The sequence below is a fragment of the Paenibacillus sonchi genome, assembly GCF_016772475.1.
In the GTDB taxonomy this organism is placed as follows: domain Bacteria; phylum Bacillota; class Bacilli; order Paenibacillales; family Paenibacillaceae; genus Paenibacillus_AQ; species Paenibacillus_AQ sonchi.
Genome location: NZ_CP068595.1, coordinates 51,315 through 71,124, shown reverse-complemented (window position 1 = coordinate 71,124; position 19,810 = coordinate 51,315). Strand labels below are relative to the sequence as shown.

The window sequence follows — 19,810 nt, the reverse complement described above, 5'->3', positions numbered from 1 at the left end:
GAGACAGGCAAGTGACTTTACGGGTGAAGGTAATTCTCTTATTTAGTGTCATTACGATCCCCCTTGTTTGCTTTTTGTTGTACACCAATCACTATTCCAGCCAGGTCGTCAGGAAGCAAGTGGCTAATTACAACTCAGCCCTTCTAACCTTGTACGGTGACCAAATCGATCAGACCTTAGAAAATGGGAGCAGCTATTTGTATAAATTGGCGAATCAGGAGCCTCTTATACGTTCTTTGGTGTACACCCTTGACAATAAGGACAGATACACAATAACCCTATCACAGGTTGTCAACAAGCTGTACTCGGATTCTACTTACAATACAAGCTTTTACCTGAATTTTGTATACAATCCATTTAATCAAGATTTGATCATGGTGCAGACCTCTCAAAAGTCTTTCCAAGAATCCAGCCAAAGCGAGCAGTATATCAAAAGACTATTTTCTCCAAACGAAGCATCGAATTTGCAAGCCTTTGTTGAAGGCTGGAGACATTGCCGGATTGGAAATGAACAATATCTGTTACGCATTGTTGAGACGGATACCAATACTTATGTCGGTGCGCTCATCCGAAACGATGACTTGCTATTACCTCTTCAGTCCGTCTCTGAAGAACGGCATATGGAAGCATTTTTCCTGGACCGCAAGGGGGAATGGCTCACAACGGCTCCTCCGGATACAGCTGACGCGGTGAGCGCGGTAATTCATGCTAAGACTAAGTCCTATCAAACTGTAAGGGGAGAAGAACGGTATTTGCTCGTCCAGCATACCTTACGGCTTGCGGATTTAGAGATTATAACTCTAATACCGGAAAATGTGATTCTGCAACAGGTTCCATTATTTCAACGAATAAGTTACGCCGTTCCTTTTGCTGCTGCGCTCGTACTATTCTTCTTGCTGGTAAACCTGCAAAAACTAGTGCTTCGGCCTATTCATTATCTGATCAAAGGCATGCGACAAATCAGTAAAGGGAATCTTGATACCAGGTTATCAACGAATTTGTCTCATGAATTTTCTTTGATCAGCGCTACCTTTAACTCCATGGCCTCTCAGATTCAGGATTTGAAAATTAGTATGTATGAGGAAGAGATACGCTCACATAAAGCAGAACTGAAGCAGCTGCAGCTGCAGATGAATCCCCATTTTTTATATAATTCACTTAATATTATTTATAATTTGGCGGAAGCGCGAAAATATGACTTGATTCAGCGCATGTCTTCCCACATGGTTAATTATTTGCGTTTCTTTGCCCGTCTGAGAGAACATTCGATACACATATGGGAAGAGATGGACAATATTGAACACTATATTGAAATCCAAAAGCTGAGGTTTCCCAAGCATTTAGAATATGACTTTGACATTGAAGACTCACTAAAAAATGTCCGAATTCCGCCTCTAACGATTCATCCATTTGTGGAAAATGCGTTGAAGCATGGATTTACGACAGGAAAGAGCGTATTTCAAGTTAAGGTACGGATTCATCGCATCACTGACGGCATAACAGATTTCTGTGAGATTACAATCGAGAACAATGGAAAGAAATTTCCGGCTCAGCTTGTTGAATCATTATCTGGATTAATGGAGACCAGCTCATTTACAAGAGAACACACTGGAATCTGGAGCGTATACAATCAGTTGAAAATATTCTATCGGGGTCAGGCTGGGATGAGTTTCTCAAATCTGGACTCCCATGGGGTGGCTGTCACCGTGAGGATTCCTATGCAAAGTGATGGAGGCGAATTTCCGGATGTTTAACCTGTTAATCGTAGATGACGAAATTTATGCGGTTGAAGGGCTGAGATTAGGGGTGAAATGGTCGTCTTTAGGCTTCTCGGGTGTTTATGAGGCTTACAATATTCAGAGTGCCAAAGAGATTATCCGTGAGGCTCAGATTCATGTTGTGATTTGCGATATTGAAATGCCTGAAGGTGACGGTTTTGAACTCATTGCGTGGATTCGTGAGAATTATCCTGATATAGCTACGCTTTTTTTGACCTGCCATGCCGATTTTAAGTATGCGCAACGGGCGATCCAGCTTGGAACTCAAGATTATTTACTCAAACCTGTAGATTATGACACATTGCAACATGTTGTAGGCAGGATTATTGTTTCAATCAAAGAGGAGAGAGAGTGGAAACAGACACAACAAATCGCCCAGGCCTTCTGGGAGTCGAAAAAAATGTTCTTGTTGAGCGTTTTTGGCAAGATTTACTGTCTGCAAGACTGTCTACTACTGCTGAACGACTGGAACAAACGCTACATGAATTCAAAGTCTCTTTTGACCCAGGGCAGATGAATGTATTGCCTATACTCATTAGTATTGAACAATGGACTCAGGTCTTCACCGAACGGGACGAAGAGTTAATGGAATATGCCATGCGTAAAGTAGCGGAGGAAATGATTCTGGATGGATTCCCCGGTTGTACCGTGCAGGACCGGAACGGAGTGAATCTTGTCATTGTGTACTGTGAAATGCTGCAGCCAGTAGCTATCGAAGTGCTCTTGGGACGTTGTGAGAATTTCATCACCTATTGTGAACGGCATTTCTACTGTAGAGCCTCCTGTTATATTGGGGAGAAATTACCTATTGAGCAGACCAAACAAGGGTATGAACATTTGCTCAAAATGGAATATGACAATATTGCAAAGTCACATTCTGTACATTTATTCATCTCGGCTAACGAGAAGTTTGCTCGACTTCCATCTGTAAATCTATCGGATTGGCCGGCTCTAATTGAACAAGATGAAGGAGTAATCCTTCGTCAGCAAATTCATAAGACACTTTCTCGACTCAAAGATGAAGGAGGCAATGCGGAGGCGCTTCTGATCTATTATCATAATGTGCTGCAATGTATCTATTTGGTACTGCAAAAACAAGGAAAGTCTATACAAGAAGTTTTCGGAGAAGCTGGGGTTCTTGAACCGACGTCATTCCCTAAGACGATTAACCAGATGGAGGAATGGGCGATAAAAGTGACCGGTATGGCTATCCATGCGATAAAGATGAACGAAGACTCTATTGTAAGACAGGTAAAGGAATATATTGAGGCTCATTTAGATGAAAGAATTGAACGTATGGAACTATCAGAACTGGTACATTTGAATCCAGCTTATTTATCCAGGTTATTCAAGAAAGAGACACAGGAATCACTGACAGAATATATTTTATCCCGGAAGATGCAGCTCAGTAAAAAACTACTTCGGGGCAGCAACAAACCCATAAGTGAAATTGCTCTGATTGCCGGGTTCAGCAATTTATCATATTTCTCCAAAGCATTCAAAAAGCTATTTCAGGTTAGTCCGATGGCCTATAGGAAACAAAGTAATTCCGACAAACCCAATGGGATAATACAAAATTCTGGAGGTAAATATGAATCTTAACCCGATAGAACAATTCGTTTTGGAACGAATTGACGGTAACCTGCTGCAATTCACAGATAGCTTTCCAGCTGCTTCCAGCCACAATTTGATCTACTCAGGCACCGGAAATGTGGATTGGACGACAGGATTCTGGAATGGAATACTCTGGCTTGCCTATGAAGCAACGAATGAAGAGAAATATAGGAAGGCTGCGGAGCATCAGCTAGCCAGCTTTAGACACAGAGTGGAAGGGAAAATCGAAACCGATACGCATGATTTGGGATTCTTGTATAGTCTATCTGCGGTTGCGGCTTACCGGATTACAGGAAATGCCGAAGCGAAGGAAATGGCCCTGAAGGCTGCCGACTTGCTGACAGAGCGTTACTTTGATACGGCGGGAATCATTCAGGCTTGGGGAAACTTGCAGAATCCTGTTGAGCGTGGACGGATGATTATTGATTGTCTAATGAATTTGCCCCTGTTGTATTGGGCGGCGTCTGAGACAGGAAATGTCCGGTATGCTGAGATGGCTCATAGACATGCAAAGCAATCGGCTGCTTATCTTGTGCGGCCTGATCATTCCACCTACCATACTTTTTATATGGACCCGATTTCAGGCGCACCTAAATATGGAAATACCCATCAAGGTTATGCTGATGATTCTTGCTGGGCCCGCGGACAAGCATGGGGGATTTATGGATTCACGCTTAGTTATGTATATACGGGTGATATTTCGTTGCTACAGACAGCCAAAGCGGTAACAGATTATTTTGTATCACATCTACCTGTAGATAAAGTTGTATTTTGGGATCTGGTGTTCAAGGATGGAGATAATCAGGAGCGGGACAGTTCGGCTGCTGCCATTGCTATTTGCGGGATGCTGGAGATGGTCAAGCACTTGCCGGCAGACGATACGGACAAACTCAAGTATACAAGTATTGCCCATGAGATGCTTGAGTCGTTATCCGAATTATATACTACAGTGGATCATCCGAAATCAAACGGTCTATTAAAACATGGGGTATATAACAAGCCTAGAGGCTGGGGAATCGACGAGTGTACGATTTGGGGAGATTATTTCTTCTTAGAGGCATTACTTCGTATCCGTCAAAATTTACGTATGTTCTGGTAGGAGGAATAACGGGTATTCATGTTTCTTCAAGAAGCATGGATTTGATCACGATTTCCTGTGTATTCTGCATAGATATGCAGGCACGCTCATTCTATGCTTAAGGGGAGAAAATTTGGCTCAAGGAGAGAATGCCCATGCTGAACTTAAAAAACAAATGGTTGCAATATATCTCTGGAGATACGCTTCGTCATGAATCACTGCAGAAGGTCAGCAATGCTCAGCAAACGATGCTCTTTCATCAGGAGCTGCTGTGGGCTGATATTCCGTATCAGGAGAATGCTTCTGATTTATTTATGATCATCGGCCGCTTGAGAGAGATGTCGATCGCTCTGAAGTCTTCCAAGTGTCCCTATTATATGGACTATACATTAAGGCTAAAGATCATTTATGGATTAGAATGGCTGTCTGAGCATAGATACAACGAAATGTGTCAGCCCTATGGAAACTGGTGGTATTGGGAGATTGGTGTGCCGATCGCTCTGCTCGAGACCCTATTTCTCATGGAAGAGTTGCTGGATAAAGAGCTTATAGAGCGTTTGCTCCTCCCTGTAGACAAATATGTGGGCAATCCGGCGTTTCATGCGCAGTGGTTCACAGCTAAGGCCCCGCCTTCAACAGGAGCGAATCTGGTCTGGAAATCTTCTGCGGTTGCCTTGGTGGCCGTTATTCAGGACGATAGGCAGAAGATGGTCGCCGCTCGAAGCGCGTTGCTTCCGCTGTTCAGGAATGCCAGTGAAGGGGATGGATTCTACGAGGATGGCTCCTTTATACAGCATGACAAGTATGCCTACACTGGCGGATATGGGGTTTCACTGCTGCATGATGTGGTTCGCCTGATGGTGTGGCTTCACGCTACCCCTTGGGAAATGCCTGGTGAGGCAAGGGATTTAACGGCCAAGTGGATTGACCGTTCCTTTGTACCGCTTGTGTTCAGGGGATCTATGCTGGATATGGTGAGCGGCAGGGAAGTCTCTCGGGAGGATTCGCAGAATCATGAAAGCGGACATTCGGTCATCACCTCCTGCTTACGCTTCTCGCGCATACTGGATGAGGCGGATCAGGCACGGCTGCTCTCCAGAGTGAAAGGGTGGATTGTTGCGGACACATATAAATCCTATATAGCCGGATCACCGCCGGATACTGCAGAACAAGCTAGAGCATTGCTGGACAATGAACAAATACAGCCTGCCTGGGAAGAGGCTTTCTGCAAGATGTTTGCACATATGGATCGGGCGGTGCTGCAGGGTCCTGGATTTGCTTTCTCCATCAGTATGTTCTCCAGCCGGATATATAGTTATGAATCTATCAACAGAGAAAATCTGAAGGGCTGGTATACTTCGTATGGAATGAGCCATCTGTACAATAATGACTTGGGACATTATGCGGATTGCTACTGGCCGACGGTTGATCCATACCGCCTGCCTGGAACTACAGTAACAGACGCACGGCAGAAGGATGGAGCCGGGCAAGGCCGCTTAAGCAACCGGACTTTTGTTGGCGGGGCTGTGCTTCATAACCGATACGGCGCCATTGCCATGGAGCTTAAGGATGTAGTTAATGAAGCCGATGGACTAACAGCGCTCAAAAGCTGGTTTTTGTTCGGAAACCGTATCGTTGCCTTAGGTTCGGATATTAAGGGCTGTAATTCGGCTAAAGTGGAAACGATAATCGAAAACCGGAAATTAAATCACTGTGGTGATAATAGCATTCGAGCGGACGGGAAAAAGATATGCCGGAATCTTGGCAATGTGGATACAATTCACCCCAAATGGATTCATATGACCGGCAGTGTGGACGAAGCGGATGTAGGTATCTTCTTTCCTCAACAATGCAGTGTACATGCCTTGTGCGAGCAGCGGCAAGGCAGTTGGAAGGAAATTAACGATTTCGGTTCCCCTGAGAGAATCGAAAGGTTCTACCAAACGTTGTGGTTTGATCATGGTGAAGCCCCTCAGGGCGACCACTACGTATATGTGCTCCTGCCTGGTTTTAACGAAGAGGAAACGGCTAGTTTCGCTGAGCATTCAAGTCTGAGAATCTTGGAATTAAATGATCAGGTGCATGCGGTAGAAGATTCGGAATTGGGAATAGCAGCAGTGCATTTCTGGAAGTCAGGCTGGTATAGAAGCGGGATTATTGCTTGTAGTAGTCAAGCATCCCTTATCCTGCAGAAGAATTCGACAAGCTTGACCTTGGCAATAGCCGATCCGACTCAAATGCAGAGCCGTCCGATCGAAATCGAAATTAATATGCCTGTTACCCGTGTGATTAACAAGTCAGACCGAATAGCTGTTGAGCATAGTGAAATCGGCAAGGTGAAGCTTTGGTTTGATCCTGACGGTGCAGGAGGAGAGTCGTTCCAAGTTGAGTTTGGAATATAAACATGACTATGAATAGGAGGTTGAAGTATGTTTTGGACGGAAGAAAAACTGTCTGCGCGCATTACCGAGTTGGAGACTTATAGACATAGGGAAAGTATAGTTCTTGAGGAGTGGCTGGCGATGGAAGATGAAGAGGGGGAGAACGGTACATATCCTCCGGTTCTGGAAAGCACTAAGACTTACCGCCTGGGGGACTGCTGGACTGGCCGCGATATGTATCTGTGGCTGCACAAGAGGGTGGTTATCCCTCGGGAATGGGAAGGCAGAAGGATTGTTGCACGCTTCGACTTCGGCAGAACCGGAGCGGGTAACAATAGCGGCTTCGAGTCTCTATTGTTCCTGAACGGCAAACCGTATCAGGGGGTGGATAGCAACCATCAGGAAGTATTTCTGGAGAGCGATACGGCAGGCTGCACCCTGGAATTAACTTTCCGGCTGTGGTCAGGACTTGAGGGCGGCGGAAAACCGGCTTCCCAAGAGCACCGCTTCCATCGGGCGGAACTGACTTATCTGGATGAAGCGGCGGACAATTTGTATTATACCGGCCGGGCGGCGCTGGCGGTTTGCAGACAGCTTGCAGACAATCAGACGGAGAAGCACGAGCTGTTAATGCTTCTAAACAGAGCGTTTAACATACTGGATTGGTCGAAGCCCGGTAGTGAAGCTTTCTATTCCTCCATTCTGGAAGCAGACGTACTATTGCGAACACAGATGGCCGAACTGAAGAAGGAGCATCCGGTAACGGTGACTGCCGTCGGACATACGCATATTGATGTTGCCTGGCTGTGGCGGCTAACCCATACACGGGAGAAAGCAGCCCGCTCCTTCTCCACCGTGCTTCGGCTGATGAAGCAATTCCCTGAATATATCTTCCTGCAGACACAACCGCAGCTCTATGAATATATCAAGCAGGATTACCCCGAATTGTTCGCGGAAATCGTCGAGCGGGTTAGTGAGAGACGCTGGGAAGCTGGCGGAGCGATGTGGCTGGAAGCAGATTGCAACCTGACTAGCGGAGAGTCACTTGTTCGCCAGATTCTGTACGGGACGAAGTTCTTCAGGGAAGAGTTGGGCGTGGAATGCAAATACCTGTGGCTGCCGGATGTCTTCGGATACAGTTGGGCCTTGCCACAGATTCTGCGCAAATCGGGCATCGACACTTTCATGACAACAAAGATAAGCTGGAACCAGTACAACCGCATGCCGCATGATACGTTCCAGTGGAGAGGGATTGACGGCAGCGAGGTATTGACCCATTTCATTACCACTCCGGAAGGGCCAGAATCAAGTGCCTCTTATTACACTTACAATGGTACGATCGAGCCATACTCCATCCAGGGAATCTGGGATAAATACCGTGACAAAAACCTGAATCGTGAGTTGCTGCTCTCTTATGGGTACGGCGACGGTGGTGGTGGAGTGAACCGGGAAATGCTTGAAATGCGCCGTCGTCTGGAATATATTCCTGGAATCCCAAATGTAAAAACAGGCCGGGCCGACGAGTATTTTGAAAGGTTAAATGAAACAATCAAGCACACTGACCAGTATGTCCATACTTGGGATGGAGAGCTGTATCTGGAATACCACAGAGGTACCTATACCAGCCAGGCCTACAACAAAAGAATGAATCGGAAGCTGGAATTGTTGTTCCGTGAAGCGGAATGGCTGCAGGTGATGATGGCGGCTGAATCAGGTACTTTCACCAAGTATCCGGCACAGGAACTGTTTGAAGGATGGAAGATTATCTTGCGCAACCAGTTTCACGATATTATTCCCGGCTCTTCCATCCGGGAGGTGTATGAGGATAGCCGAATCGAGTATGCGGAAGCAGAGCGGATAGGCAGAAGTGCTGCTAATGAGGCGTTGAAGGGACTTATAGCTTTGTCCGGCGAACCTTGTGATACAGAGTATACAGTCTGTAATAGTGCCTTTTTTGATCGGACTGATCTGGTAACTGTAGTCTGTGCGGATACAGAGAATAAGCAATGGAGGGACGAAGCGGGCCGCGTCTTGCGCTCCCAGCGCCTAGGAAATGAATGGTTAATCGAGGTTCCTGCGGTGCCAATGATGGGGACAACTTTAATTAAGGCAAATGCAATGGATGTCTGTGAAGAGGATATTCCATTTGTTTGGAAGGATTCTGTTCTGACCACACCGCTGTATATTCTGGAATGGAATGCAGCTGGCCAATTGGTTCGGATCTATGACCGCAAGGCAGAGCGGGAAGTGCTCGCGGCAGGCGAATATGGGAATGTGCTGCAGGTATTCGAAGATAAGCCGAAAATGTACGACGCATGGGATATTGATTTATATTACCTTGAGAAGAAACAGGAGATAACGGACCTTTGTTCAGTTCAATTCGTCGAATGCGGACCAGTAGCTGCGGTTCTACAATTTACATGGCGATATATGGACTCAAGCATTGTTCAGAAGGTCAAGGTCTATTCCATGAGCGGACGGATTGATTTCGAGACGCTGGTCGATTGGCATGAGCAACACCAATTGTTGAAAACGGCATTTCCGATTGCCGTACGGGCTACAGAGGCGACCTATGATATTCAATTCGGTAATGTGAAGCGCCCGACTCACTGGAATACAAGCTGGGATTATGCCCGATTCGAAAGTGTAGGCCATCAATGGGCTGACTTGTCAGAACGTTATTATGGAGTAAGCTTGCTTAACGATTGTAAATATGGTTACGACATCAAGGATCATGTCATGCGGCTTTCACTTATCAAGTCAGCAACAGAGCCTGACTGGTCGGCTGATCAAGGTGAGCATCGCTTTACTTATGCATTGTTGCCGCATATGGGGGATTGGGCAACTGGAAGGACGGTTGAGGAAGCATGGTCACTGAACAACCCATTAATTGCGGTGGAAGGTGCATATTCCAGTGGAACCGGGAAATCATTAATCCGGACGGAGGCAACTGGCATTGCCATTGATGCCATCAAAATGTCCGAACTGGGAGATGGTTTTATTGTTAGGATGCACGAATATATGGGCAGCCGCAGCATGATAACCCTTAGAAGCGATTATAAAATTGGGTCATGGCAATTATGTGATCTAATGGAGCGTCCGCTGGAAGATGCGATTCAGAGTATTGAGATTAAATATGAAATGAAACCTTATGAAATTAGCACTTTTTTCGTAAAACTCTCGTCAAGTGCAGCCTTTCGATAGGCGAAATTAGGGTTTACACTTCTCATATATCCGTTTCCGGAGAGTGACGTTCTCCGGAAACGAATGTCTTCAGAAAAGCTCAAAATATCATACCTTTTCTCGAATGCCCGGAGTTTCTTTTGCTACCCTCCTATATCTATACTTAATGATGAAAGCGCTTCACCAAAAAAGGAGGAGTAATTTATGAGAAGAATGATGATGAAATGCTGCATGATAGGGTTAACTCTGCTGCTGTGCTTCAGTGGCTTGGAAATGGGAGGAATAACGGAGCGTGCCCGCGCTGCGGATGAATACGATGGGATGAGGGAGAATCGAAAGATTATGCTGACAGGAGGAGCCTCCCTGAATACTGCGGATGTAGATATTGCCGCAGCAATCACCAAGCTGACGAACGAAGCGAACGGCTATTGGCAGACGATGAACACCTCGCCCAACCGTACCTATCTTTGGAGCGATAACCCTGGTATCGGGAATTCGATTCACATCCGGGTGACCTATGAAAGGTTGAAGACCATGGCGCTTGCTTATGCAACCGCCGGTTCGATGTTGTACGAAGATAGTCTGCTTGGGAGCGATATCGTTGCTGCACTCGATTATATGTACACAACCAGATACCATGAGACGGTAACGACGACCGCCAGCGGAACCAGCAATTGGTGGGATTGGCAAATCGGCATTCCGATGCAGCTGAACGATACGGCAGTGTTGGTGTATGACTCCTTAAGCCCGGCTCAACTTACGAATTATATGAAAGCCGTTGAACGCTTCTCGCCAACAGTCACCTTAACAGGAGCCAACCGCTCCTGGAAAGCGATGGTTGTCGGAGTTCGGGGCATCCTCGTCAAAGACGGTGCCAAGATTGCCGCTGCCTGCAATGGACTTTCCTCCATCTTTAATTACACGCTCAGCGGAGACGGCTTCTATCGTGATGGTTCATTTATTCAGCATGGCAATATCCCCTATACCGGAGGTTATGGACTCGACCTGCTGCTTGCTGTAAGTGATTTGATGGTAATGCTTCACGGCTCTTCATGGCAGATCACCGATCCGAACAAGTCCAATGTCTGGGAATGGGTGTACAACACCTATCAGCCGCTTATGTATAAAGGTGCGATGATGGATATGGTGCGCGGCAGAGAAATCTCCAGAAATTATAATCAGGATCATGACGCGGGACATAGAGCGATGCAGGGCATCCTTCTGTTGTCCGAGATCGCGCCGCCCACGCAAGCGGCCGACTTTAAGCGGATGCTTAAGGGCTGGATGTTGTCAGATACCTTTAAGTCCTTCTATGCCAGTGCACCCGTTCCATCTATCGTTCTGGCCAAGACCATAAGCGGGGACCCGTTGATTGAGCCGGCGGAAGAGCTTATGGTCTATAAACAATTCTCGGCGATGGATCGGGCGGTCCAGCACCGGCCGGGCTACAGTTTCGGACTTGCTATGTATTCCAACCGTATCAGCAGTTTTGAAGCGATCAACAGCGAGAACGCCAAAGCCTGGTATACCTCGGCCGGTATGACCAGCTTGTATAACAGTGACCTTGGACAATACAGCAATGATTTCTGGCCAACCGTCGATAATTACCGCCTGCCGGGAACAACCGTGCTGTCCCAGACCTCCTCAAGCAGCCAAACCAGTGCAAATACGTGGACAGGCGGCACCGACATCCATAATTTATACGGAATCTCAGGTATGGATTTGCAATATGCGGATCATACGCTCGGAGCAAAAAAATCATGGTTCATGTTTGATGATGAAATGGTTTCCCTGGGTGCAGGCATCACCAGCACGGACAATATTGCAGTTGAAACCATCATGGAGAACCGGAAGCTGAACACGGCGGGCAGCAATACGCTCACTGTAAATGGTGAAGTGCAGCCTTCCTCTTTGGGATGGTCAGACACTATAGACCTGGTAGACTGGGCTCACCTGTCCGGCAGCACTGCCGGTGCAGATACCGGATATTATTTTCCGCAGAATGTATCGCTTGCAGCAATGAGAGAGGCCAGAACGGGCAACTGGAAGCAAATCAACCCCCGCCCGGTGACACCCTCCACGCCTATAACCCGCAATTATATGACCTTATGGCTGAATCATGGTATGAATCCGAGTAGCGGGGAATATCAATATGTCCTGCTGCCGGGCAAGACAGCTGCTCAAGTGGCCGCTTATGCCGCTGCTCCTGACATTGAAGTGCTTGCGAACTCATCCAGTGTTCAAGCGGTAAAAGAAACGGAACTGGGCATCATTGGGGCAAATTTCTGGGAAGATGGAGCAAGCTCCGTCGATCTGATAACAGTCAGCAAGAAAGCGTCGGTTATGACCAGAGAAGCTGATGAGAGAACTTTGGAACTATCAATCAGCGATCCGACACAGGCCAACACCGGTGTTATTGAGGTTGAACTTGACCGTTCGGCAAGCGGATATACCGCTGATTCCGGAATTACTGTGACACAGCTCAGCCCGACAATCAAATTAATGGTGAATGTCAGCGCAGCCAAAGGCAAGACATTCAAGGCCTCCTTTGAACTGGGCAGCGGCACGCCCCCAACCGTCCCTGGGGAAGAAGTTATTGTGGACAATAACGACACCACAGGAGTGTTAAAGACGGGAAGCTGGAAGACCTCTGCGGTACAGACGGACCGGTACGGTATCAACTATTTGCATGATGACAACAGCGGCAAAGGCAGCAAAAGTATTGCTTTTACACCCGTCTTGCCCGTCACCGCCACATATAGTGTATATATGATGTGGCCGGAACATTTTAACCGGGCCACTGCGATTCCCCTTGAAGTCGTTCATGCCGGCGGGACGGCAACGCTCAGCATCGACCAGACCTCAAACGGTGGGGTATGGAATTTAATCGGAACTTACACTTTCACCGCCGGCACTTCCGGCAGTGTGACGATTCGCAATAGTGGCACAAGCGGATATGTTGCCGCCGATGCGGTCAAATTTGTGCGTATCCCGTAATGGGCGGCACTTCCGTGCTCCGGCTCCGGATACGGGTCAGAAAGGGAATATGGGATCAATGTATATACCGCTCCGCAGGAAGTTAATCATCATATTCTGCCTGCTTATTACCATTCCGTTTCTTGTCATCGGTACGATTACTTATATTAAATATACGGCGGGCGTGGAGCGGAACACCGCAGAGCTGTCTTATCAGATTGTGAACCAGATCAATATAAACCTTGAACGTTATGTAAAGGAGCTGGACCGGCTTACGCTCATGCCCCTGTACGATGAAGAAGTTATGAGTATTCTGAAGAGTCACAGCCATGCAGATCAACGGGCTGCTTATGTCACAACGGACGAGACGAACAAGATGAATCTGTTCATTTCCTCTTTGGCGTTCGACAAAGCCGAAATCGAGAGCATTCTGATCTTTACAAATGACGGCGGCATTTTCAGCAATCTGGACCAAAGCGTAAGGAAAAAGTGGGATTGGAGCATGGCGCAATGGATGAAGGCGGTGAAGGAGAAGGATGGGGGATTAACGATTCTTCCTCCGCATGATGCAAGCTATTACGCCCAGACCAAACCGCAAATCGTCTCGCTTTCCAGGGTGATTCGAGAGCCTTATACGAATAAAATGCTGGGACTTGTCAAGCTCGACCTTACTCCGGAGGGATTTGGAGCGATGCTCTCTTCGGTCCATATGGGCAGCAGCAGCGAGCTGCGCATTACCGATTCCAAGGATGAAGTACTATACGTTGCTTCTGGTGGCACTTCCCGTGCGCAGGGTTCCTTCATACGCGCTTCCGCACACTCCAAGTACACGGGACTGAAGGTAACTGCGCTCATTTCGCGCGGAGAACTTCGTGAGGAAGCCCATGAATTAACCAGCTACACACTTATGGTTTCTTTAATTGCCCTAATGACCGCCTATGCAGCCGCCTTGGTGCTGTCAAATCGCCTGACAAGACCGATTGCCCATTTGCAGTCCAAGATGAGGCAGGTTCAACAGGGCCAGCTGCAGGAAAGAGCCATTGTTGCATCCCATGATGAGATTGGACAACTGACGGAGGGCTTCAACATGATGGTTGGCGAAATCGACCGTTTGGTCAAAGAAGTCTATGAGACCAGGTTAAAAGAGAAGGAAGCGGAGCTCTCGGCGCTGCAGAACCAAATTCAGCCCCATTTCCTCTACAATACGCTGGAGATGGTGAACATGCTGGCACTTCAGGGCAATAGCCTGAAGATGTCACGCATTGTAAGCAGTCTTGCGAAGCTGCTGCGGTATACGGCCGAGAGGCAGGAACGTTTGGTATATATCCAGGATGAGGTGAGATTCGTCGAAGCGTATTTGGAGATTCAGGAGCTGCGGCTGGGTGACAGGCTGCAATCGGCCATTCATATTGATGCCTCCTATGACTATTGTCTTGTGCCAAAGCTGATTTTGCAGCCGCTTATTGAGAATGTCATCGAGCATGCTCTGGGAACGGGAACGGGAACGGGAACGGGAACGGGAACGGGAACGGGAACGGTACGGCTGACGCTGTCAGCCCATGTCGATGGGGATGATCTGATATTATCCGTTAAAGATGACGGAATCGGAATGACCGGTGAGCGGAAGAGCTGGCTCGAAGAGTGGCTGTATGCGCGTGATCACAGTTTGGCGCTGAATGAAGAAGAGCCCGGCGGCTTTGGCAGGATTAAGAAGGGTTTGGCCCTGCGTAATGTGCACCAGCGTATCCAACTGCACTATAACGCGCCCTATGGACTATATATAGACGATACGGCAGAGCGCGGCGTAACGGTGTATCTTCGACTTCCCATACACTGGAGGGACTAGGATGTACAAGCTGTTTCTGGTTGAGGATGAAGCACTTATTCGTACAGGCTTAAGGCATTTGGTTGAGGAGGTAATTGGTGGATATCGGGTTGTTGGCGAAGCTGAAAACGGAAGACTTGCCCTGGAAGCGCTTAAAAGCGTCATGCCGGATATGCTGATTACGGATATACGCATGAATGAGATGAATGGAATTGAAATGATTAAGCGGATTCGGGATCGCTATCCCGACTTGTATATTGTAATATTAAGCGGTTTTGCCGAATTTGAATATGCGAAGCAGGCGATTAAGTACGGAATAAGCGATTATCTGCTGAAGCCTGTTGACCGCACAGAGCTGGCCCAGGCACTGGAGGATTTTAAGCGCAAGCGCACATTGCGCGATGCACCCTCAGGCGATTCGGACGAAGGTGAAGCCGAGAGCCAAGGCAGACAGTTGATTCGCAAGGTGAAGGAGCTGGTCGCTGAACGGCTGGATCAGGAAATATCGCTGCAATATATGGCTGAACAGGTACATCTCAATCATCAATACTTGTCCGTTCTTTTCAAGTCGGAGACAGGACATACCTTTACGGACTATGTTACCCATAGCAGGATGAACAGAGCTAAGCAGCTGCTGAAGGAGACGAATCTAAAAATTTATGAGGTGGGCAAACTGTCCGGCTATTTAAGTTCCAAACATTTCATGGCCGTATTTAAGGGGTATTCCGGCAAAACTCCGTCGCAGTTCAGGGAGCAGCCGGATGAAGACAGGTGGAGTAACAGCGATTCTTATTAACCGTGTTCTAAGGAGGAGAGGTCTATTGCGAAAGTTAAAATTTCTACTGCTGGCTCTTGTGATCATGACTACCGTACTTCCGGGCTGTTCCCGGTATGCGGGCAGCTCGGCGGCAAGCGAAGCAGTCGGGGCGGAGCTGTTGGAGCCGGTCAAGCTGAAGTTCAGCATGTGGGGCAATGATGCGCAAAAAATGATGTATGAGGATCTTATCACTGAATTTAAAAAGACACATTCTAATATTGATATCGAGATAGTGGTCATTCCTTTCGCCGATTATCAGCAAAAGCTCTCTATCATGCTGGCATCCAGAACAGCACCTGATGTGGGCTGGCTGGCGGACCGCATGATACCACAGTTGATCGAATCCGGCCAACTGGCCGATATTTCGCCCAGCGTGATGAACGATAACGACTATAACCTTTCCGATATAAATCCCTCCACGCTTAGTTTGTTCCGGAGAGACGATCGATTGTACGGTATCCCGTTCTCCACACCGCCGGTCATGATGTATTACAACATGAGCCTGTTCAGGGATAAAGGATTGAAGACACCAACGGAGCTGTACAAGGAGGGAAAGTGGACTTACGAGCAGTTTATCCATGCTGCCAAAGCCATTGCGGAACCGGACAGCGGCGTGTATGGGGTCAAGCTTGTCCGGGATTGGAATAATTGGTCGGATGCGTTACTACCGCTAATCTGGTCGCATGGCGCAGATCTCTTCACGAAGGACGGGAATGCATTTGCGCTGAACTCTGCGGAAGGAAGGGAAGCGCTCCAATTATATAGTGACCTAATGTTCAAGGACGGGGTGCATCCGCAGCCGGGGGATGAGATTGGATTCGAGTCAGGCAACATCGGTATGTATTCCGACCGCTACAGCTATATGTCAAAGGCGAGGGCTATTACGGAATTTGAATGGGATATTGCGCCGATGCCGGAAGGGGTAACGGGTAGAGGCACCTCCTTGGGCTATGCTGGTTATTCCGTATTTGACACGGAGAACTCCCTGGAAGCGGTGGAATTCCTGAAGTACATTACAAATCCGACCTCTATGGGCGTGACCTCACAATATTTTGTTCCATCCAGAAAATCGGTGCTTGACTCCGATGTTTTTATGAATTCGGCCTCACAGCCTTCTGCCGAGAGTATCCAGCTTGCCGTACTCGATCAGATGAGCGAGGCAAGGATCGCACCGGGACACAGGAACTGGCAGGAGATTGATGTGAAAATTCAAACGCTGTTAGACCATATCTATACACAGAGCAGCTCAGTAGAGAAGGTTCTGAAGCAAATGGAGACCGAAGTCAATGCAAATATGAAATAAGCTTTCTCTGAAAATAAAATCCAAAATAAAAGAATGTATATGAAAAAAATAAACAAAAATGTTGATGATTTTTGGATGGCGTGCTATTCTTTAATTGTTCAATGTAATCGCTAACAATAAGGAGATGAAAAAGCATGTTAAACTACGAGGTTATTGTTGCGGGGGCGGGGTTTCAGGTTCCATTGCAGCGATTGCGGCGGCACGGGCGGGTGCAAAAACGCTTATTGTGGAATCGGGTGGATTCATGGGCGGAACGCTGACAGCTGCGGGTGTAGGGCCGATGATGACCTTTCATGCGGGTAGCAAGCAAGCAATTCAAGGAATAACCGATGAGCTGATCCAAAGATTACGCTCCATTGGTAAATCACCCGGGCACATTGCTGACGCGACCAATTATACATATTCGGTCACGCCGTTTGATGCCGAGGCGATGAAATACGAGCTGGATTTAATGCTGCAGGAGAGCGGTGGCGAAGTGCTGTATCACACCATGCTGGCCGGAGCCGAGGTATCAGACAGAAGAATTAAATCGTTGACCCTGTGTAATAAAGCTGGTCTGAGTCAAATGTCTGCTGAGGTATATATTGACGCTACCGGAGATGGTGATCTGGCCGCCTGGTCTGGAGTCCCGTTTAGTAAAGGGCGTGATGCGGATGAAATGTCGCAGCCGATGACACTGAAGATGAGGATGCGGGGCGTCGACATCGGCCGAATCAAGGATTATATCAAGGAACATCGTGAGGAATTTCCCCGCATGAACATTGACATATCCCAGATGAATACGGCGGCCAGAATGTCTGTTGTAGGCTTCGACAAGCAGTTTCGTGAAGCGAAGGAACGCGGTGAGGTGAGCATTCCTCGGGAGGATGTTTTGTTTTTCGAGACCAATAATCCAGGAGAGGTAATTATGAACACCACCCGTATCCTTGGCAAGGATAGCACTAATCCATGGAGCCTTAGCCTTGCGGAGATTGAAGGCCGCAGACAGTGCCGGGAGCTGGAGGTGTTCCTCAAGAATTATATCCCCGGGTTCGAAAATTCTGTTGTAATTTCCACGGGACCCTCCATCGGAGTACGTGGCTCACGGCAGATTAAGGGGGTTTATACTTTGACGGCGCAGGATATTTTGACGATGAAGTATTTTGAGGACGTCATCGCCCACTCGGGCTATCCTATAGATATCCACAGCCCGGACGGTGAAGGCACCAAAACAGATAGCCTTGAATGGGGAAGTATGTACGGGATTCCTTACCGTTCACTGATTACGAATGAAATCGACAATCTGATCGTTGTCGGAAGATGTCTCTCCGCGACCTTTGAGGCACAAGCAGCCGTGCGTACCACACCCACCGTTGGAGCGATCGGACAGGCGGGTGGAGCAGCAGCAGCTCAAGCTGTGAAGCAAAGAATCCCCGTGCAGCAAGTGGATATTCCAAGGCTGCAACGGACACTTCAAGAACAGGGAGCTTATTTGGAGCTTAAATGATGGTGCATTCATACCTTAGGGGGAATTAGTGTGGAAACCGTACAAATTATCGGAATATTCCTTGTATTTATTTTCTTTGTCGCGCTTATGATGACACGGAAGCTGACGACGCTGCTTGCGTTACCGATCATGGCAATTCTGTTGGCTGCCATAGCGGGTATTCCGCTTCTGTCCAGCAACCCGGATACCTTTACTATTACAAAAGGAGTACTGGCGGGCGGAGCCATGAAACTGTCCACAGCCATTGCTGGACTGATCTTTGGGGCCTGGTTCGGACAAATTTTAAGTAAAGTAGGAATTACCAAAACCATTATCCGTAAAGCAGCAGAGCTCGCGGGGGATAAGCCGCTTGCGATTGCCATTATCTTCTTTCTCGCCGCCTCTGTAATTTTCTCTGCCGCCAACGGATTGGGCATGGTAATTCTTGTCGGTACAATTACCATTCCTATTATGCTCACTGCTGGAATGAAGCCTTTTGTAAGCGGACTTGTTGTTCTACTGGCCAATGCAGTGGGTGTTGTCTTCAACGTATCAACTTGGGCAATTTACACGGATGTACTTAAAGTTCCTACAGATGTCATTGCCTCCTATTCGTTAATCTGTGCGGTACCTCTTATTGTCATCGCACTTCTTATGATTGTGTATTATACCAAAAAAGACGGCAAGGTCAGAAGAGCATGGGCAATGCCGCTGAAGCCGGAATTTCAGAGTCAAGATTCTAAAAATGTGCGGTCGATCGCTTTAATTAGCCCGCTGGTTCCTGTCCTCCTTGTATTTTTTCTGAAAATTGATATTGTATCCGCTGTCTTTATCGGTGCTCTTGTTACACTGCTGCTCGCCACACCTAAACGGCCAATCCATGTGTTGTCCAGTGCGCTTGTTGAAGGCATTCAAGATATCGCCGGTGCGCTGGGACTGATGATTGGAATTGGCATGCTGCTGAGTGCCGTGACGGCCCCGCAAGTCTCTGCGTTGATCCAGCCTTTAATAGAAGGGATTATTCCAACCAGTCCGTTGATGTACATTGTGATTTTTACCCTGCTGTCGCCGCTGGCGATTTACCGCGGTCCGCTAAATGTGTGGGGGCTGGGGAGCGGTGTCGCTGCTCTGATTGTAGCCGGAGGCATGTCGCCTGTTGCGGCCATGTTGGCACTGCGCATCGTCAGCAATTTGCAGGCTGTTAGCGATCCGACCAACTCACATAATGTCTGGGTGGCTGATTTCACCAAGACGGATATTGTCGAGACCCTCAGAAAGACATTGCCATGGATGTTTGTGGCTGTGCTGATTTCTATGATTATCGCCAGCGTTGTAGCCTTTTAAGAGGCGTTCAGCACTGTGTTTAATTAGAAGCTTTACGGGGAGGATA

At 47.7% G+C, this 19,810-nt stretch carries 12 protein-coding genes; all 12 read left to right on the top strand.

Going from position 1 to position 19,810, the window contains the following annotated elements; all coding sequences use genetic code 11:
* Positions 1 to 11 precede the first annotated feature (11 nt).
* The 12 genes from JI735_RS00360 (at position 12) to JI735_RS00310 (ending at position 19,764) form a co-directional block, all read left to right on the top strand.
* A complete protein-coding gene (locus JI735_RS00360) occupies positions 12 to 1,754 on the top strand; it encodes a sensor histidine kinase (protein ID WP_167330830.1) in 1,743 nt (580 codons plus the stop codon).
* Positions 1,747 to 2,295: a response regulator gene (locus JI735_RS35115; RefSeq protein ID WP_233476197.1), complete on the top strand. Its 549-nt coding sequence runs from the start codon at positions 1,747 to 1,749 to the stop codon at positions 2,293 to 2,295. The genes JI735_RS00360 and JI735_RS35115 overlap by 8 nt, the downstream gene beginning before the upstream one ends.
* The gene (locus tag JI735_RS37150; RefSeq protein ID WP_325175649.1) at positions 2,292 to 3,380 is read left to right on the top strand and encodes a helix-turn-helix domain-containing protein; all 1,089 of its coding nucleotides are present in this window, start codon (positions 2,292 to 2,294) and stop codon (positions 3,378 to 3,380) included. Before JI735_RS35115 ends, JI735_RS37150 begins: the two co-directional genes overlap by 4 nt.
* Positions 3,370 to 4,491, top strand: a complete 1,122-nt coding sequence (locus JI735_RS00350; RefSeq protein WP_051052023.1) for a glycoside hydrolase family 88 protein — start codon at positions 3,370 to 3,372, stop codon at positions 4,489 to 4,491. Before JI735_RS37150 ends, JI735_RS00350 begins: the two co-directional genes overlap by 11 nt.
* A gap of 134 nt (positions 4,492 to 4,625) precedes the next feature.
* Positions 4,626 to 6,872 (top strand): polysaccharide lyase 8 family protein, encoded by a 2,247-nt coding sequence (locus JI735_RS00345; RefSeq protein WP_039837115.1) that lies wholly within the window; start codon positions 4,626 to 4,628, stop codon positions 6,870 to 6,872.
* A gap of 27 nt (positions 6,873 to 6,899) precedes the next feature.
* The gene (locus tag JI735_RS00340; RefSeq protein WP_039837116.1) at positions 6,900 to 10,055 is read left to right on the top strand and encodes an alpha-mannosidase; all 3,156 of its coding nucleotides are present in this window, start codon (positions 6,900 to 6,902) and stop codon (positions 10,053 to 10,055) included.
* 183 nt (positions 10,056 to 10,238) lie between these two features.
* Positions 10,239 to 13,031 (top strand): polysaccharide lyase family 8 super-sandwich domain-containing protein, encoded by a 2,793-nt coding sequence (locus tag JI735_RS00335; RefSeq protein ID WP_051052025.1) that lies wholly within the window; start codon positions 10,239 to 10,241, stop codon positions 13,029 to 13,031.
* A 58-nt stretch (positions 13,032 to 13,089) separates the two neighbouring features.
* Complete coding sequence (locus tag JI735_RS00330; RefSeq protein WP_202676922.1) at positions 13,090 to 14,856, top strand: sensor histidine kinase; 1,767 nt, start codon at positions 13,090 to 13,092, stop codon at positions 14,854 to 14,856.
* Between the two features lies 1 nt (position 14,857).
* Positions 14,858 to 15,631, top strand: a complete 774-nt coding sequence (locus JI735_RS00325) for a response regulator transcription factor (RefSeq protein WP_039837117.1) — start codon at positions 14,858 to 14,860, stop codon at positions 15,629 to 15,631.
* 25 nt (positions 15,632 to 15,656) lie between these two features.
* On the top strand, positions 15,657 to 16,955 hold the full coding sequence (locus tag JI735_RS00320; RefSeq protein ID WP_039837118.1) for an ABC transporter substrate-binding protein: 1,299 nt from the start codon (positions 15,657 to 15,659) through the stop codon (positions 16,953 to 16,955).
* A gap of 124 nt (positions 16,956 to 17,079) precedes the next feature.
* Positions 17,080 to 18,441, top strand: coding sequence for an FAD-dependent oxidoreductase (locus JI735_RS00315; protein WP_202677598.1), 1,362 nt, complete (start codon positions 17,080 to 17,082; stop codon positions 18,439 to 18,441).
* Positions 18,442 to 18,471: 30 nt separating this feature from the next.
* The gene (locus JI735_RS00310; RefSeq protein ID WP_039837120.1) at positions 18,472 to 19,764 is read left to right on the top strand and encodes a TRAP transporter large permease subunit; all 1,293 of its coding nucleotides are present in this window, start codon (positions 18,472 to 18,474) and stop codon (positions 19,762 to 19,764) included.
* The last annotated feature ends 46 nt before the right edge of the window (positions 19,765 to 19,810 follow it).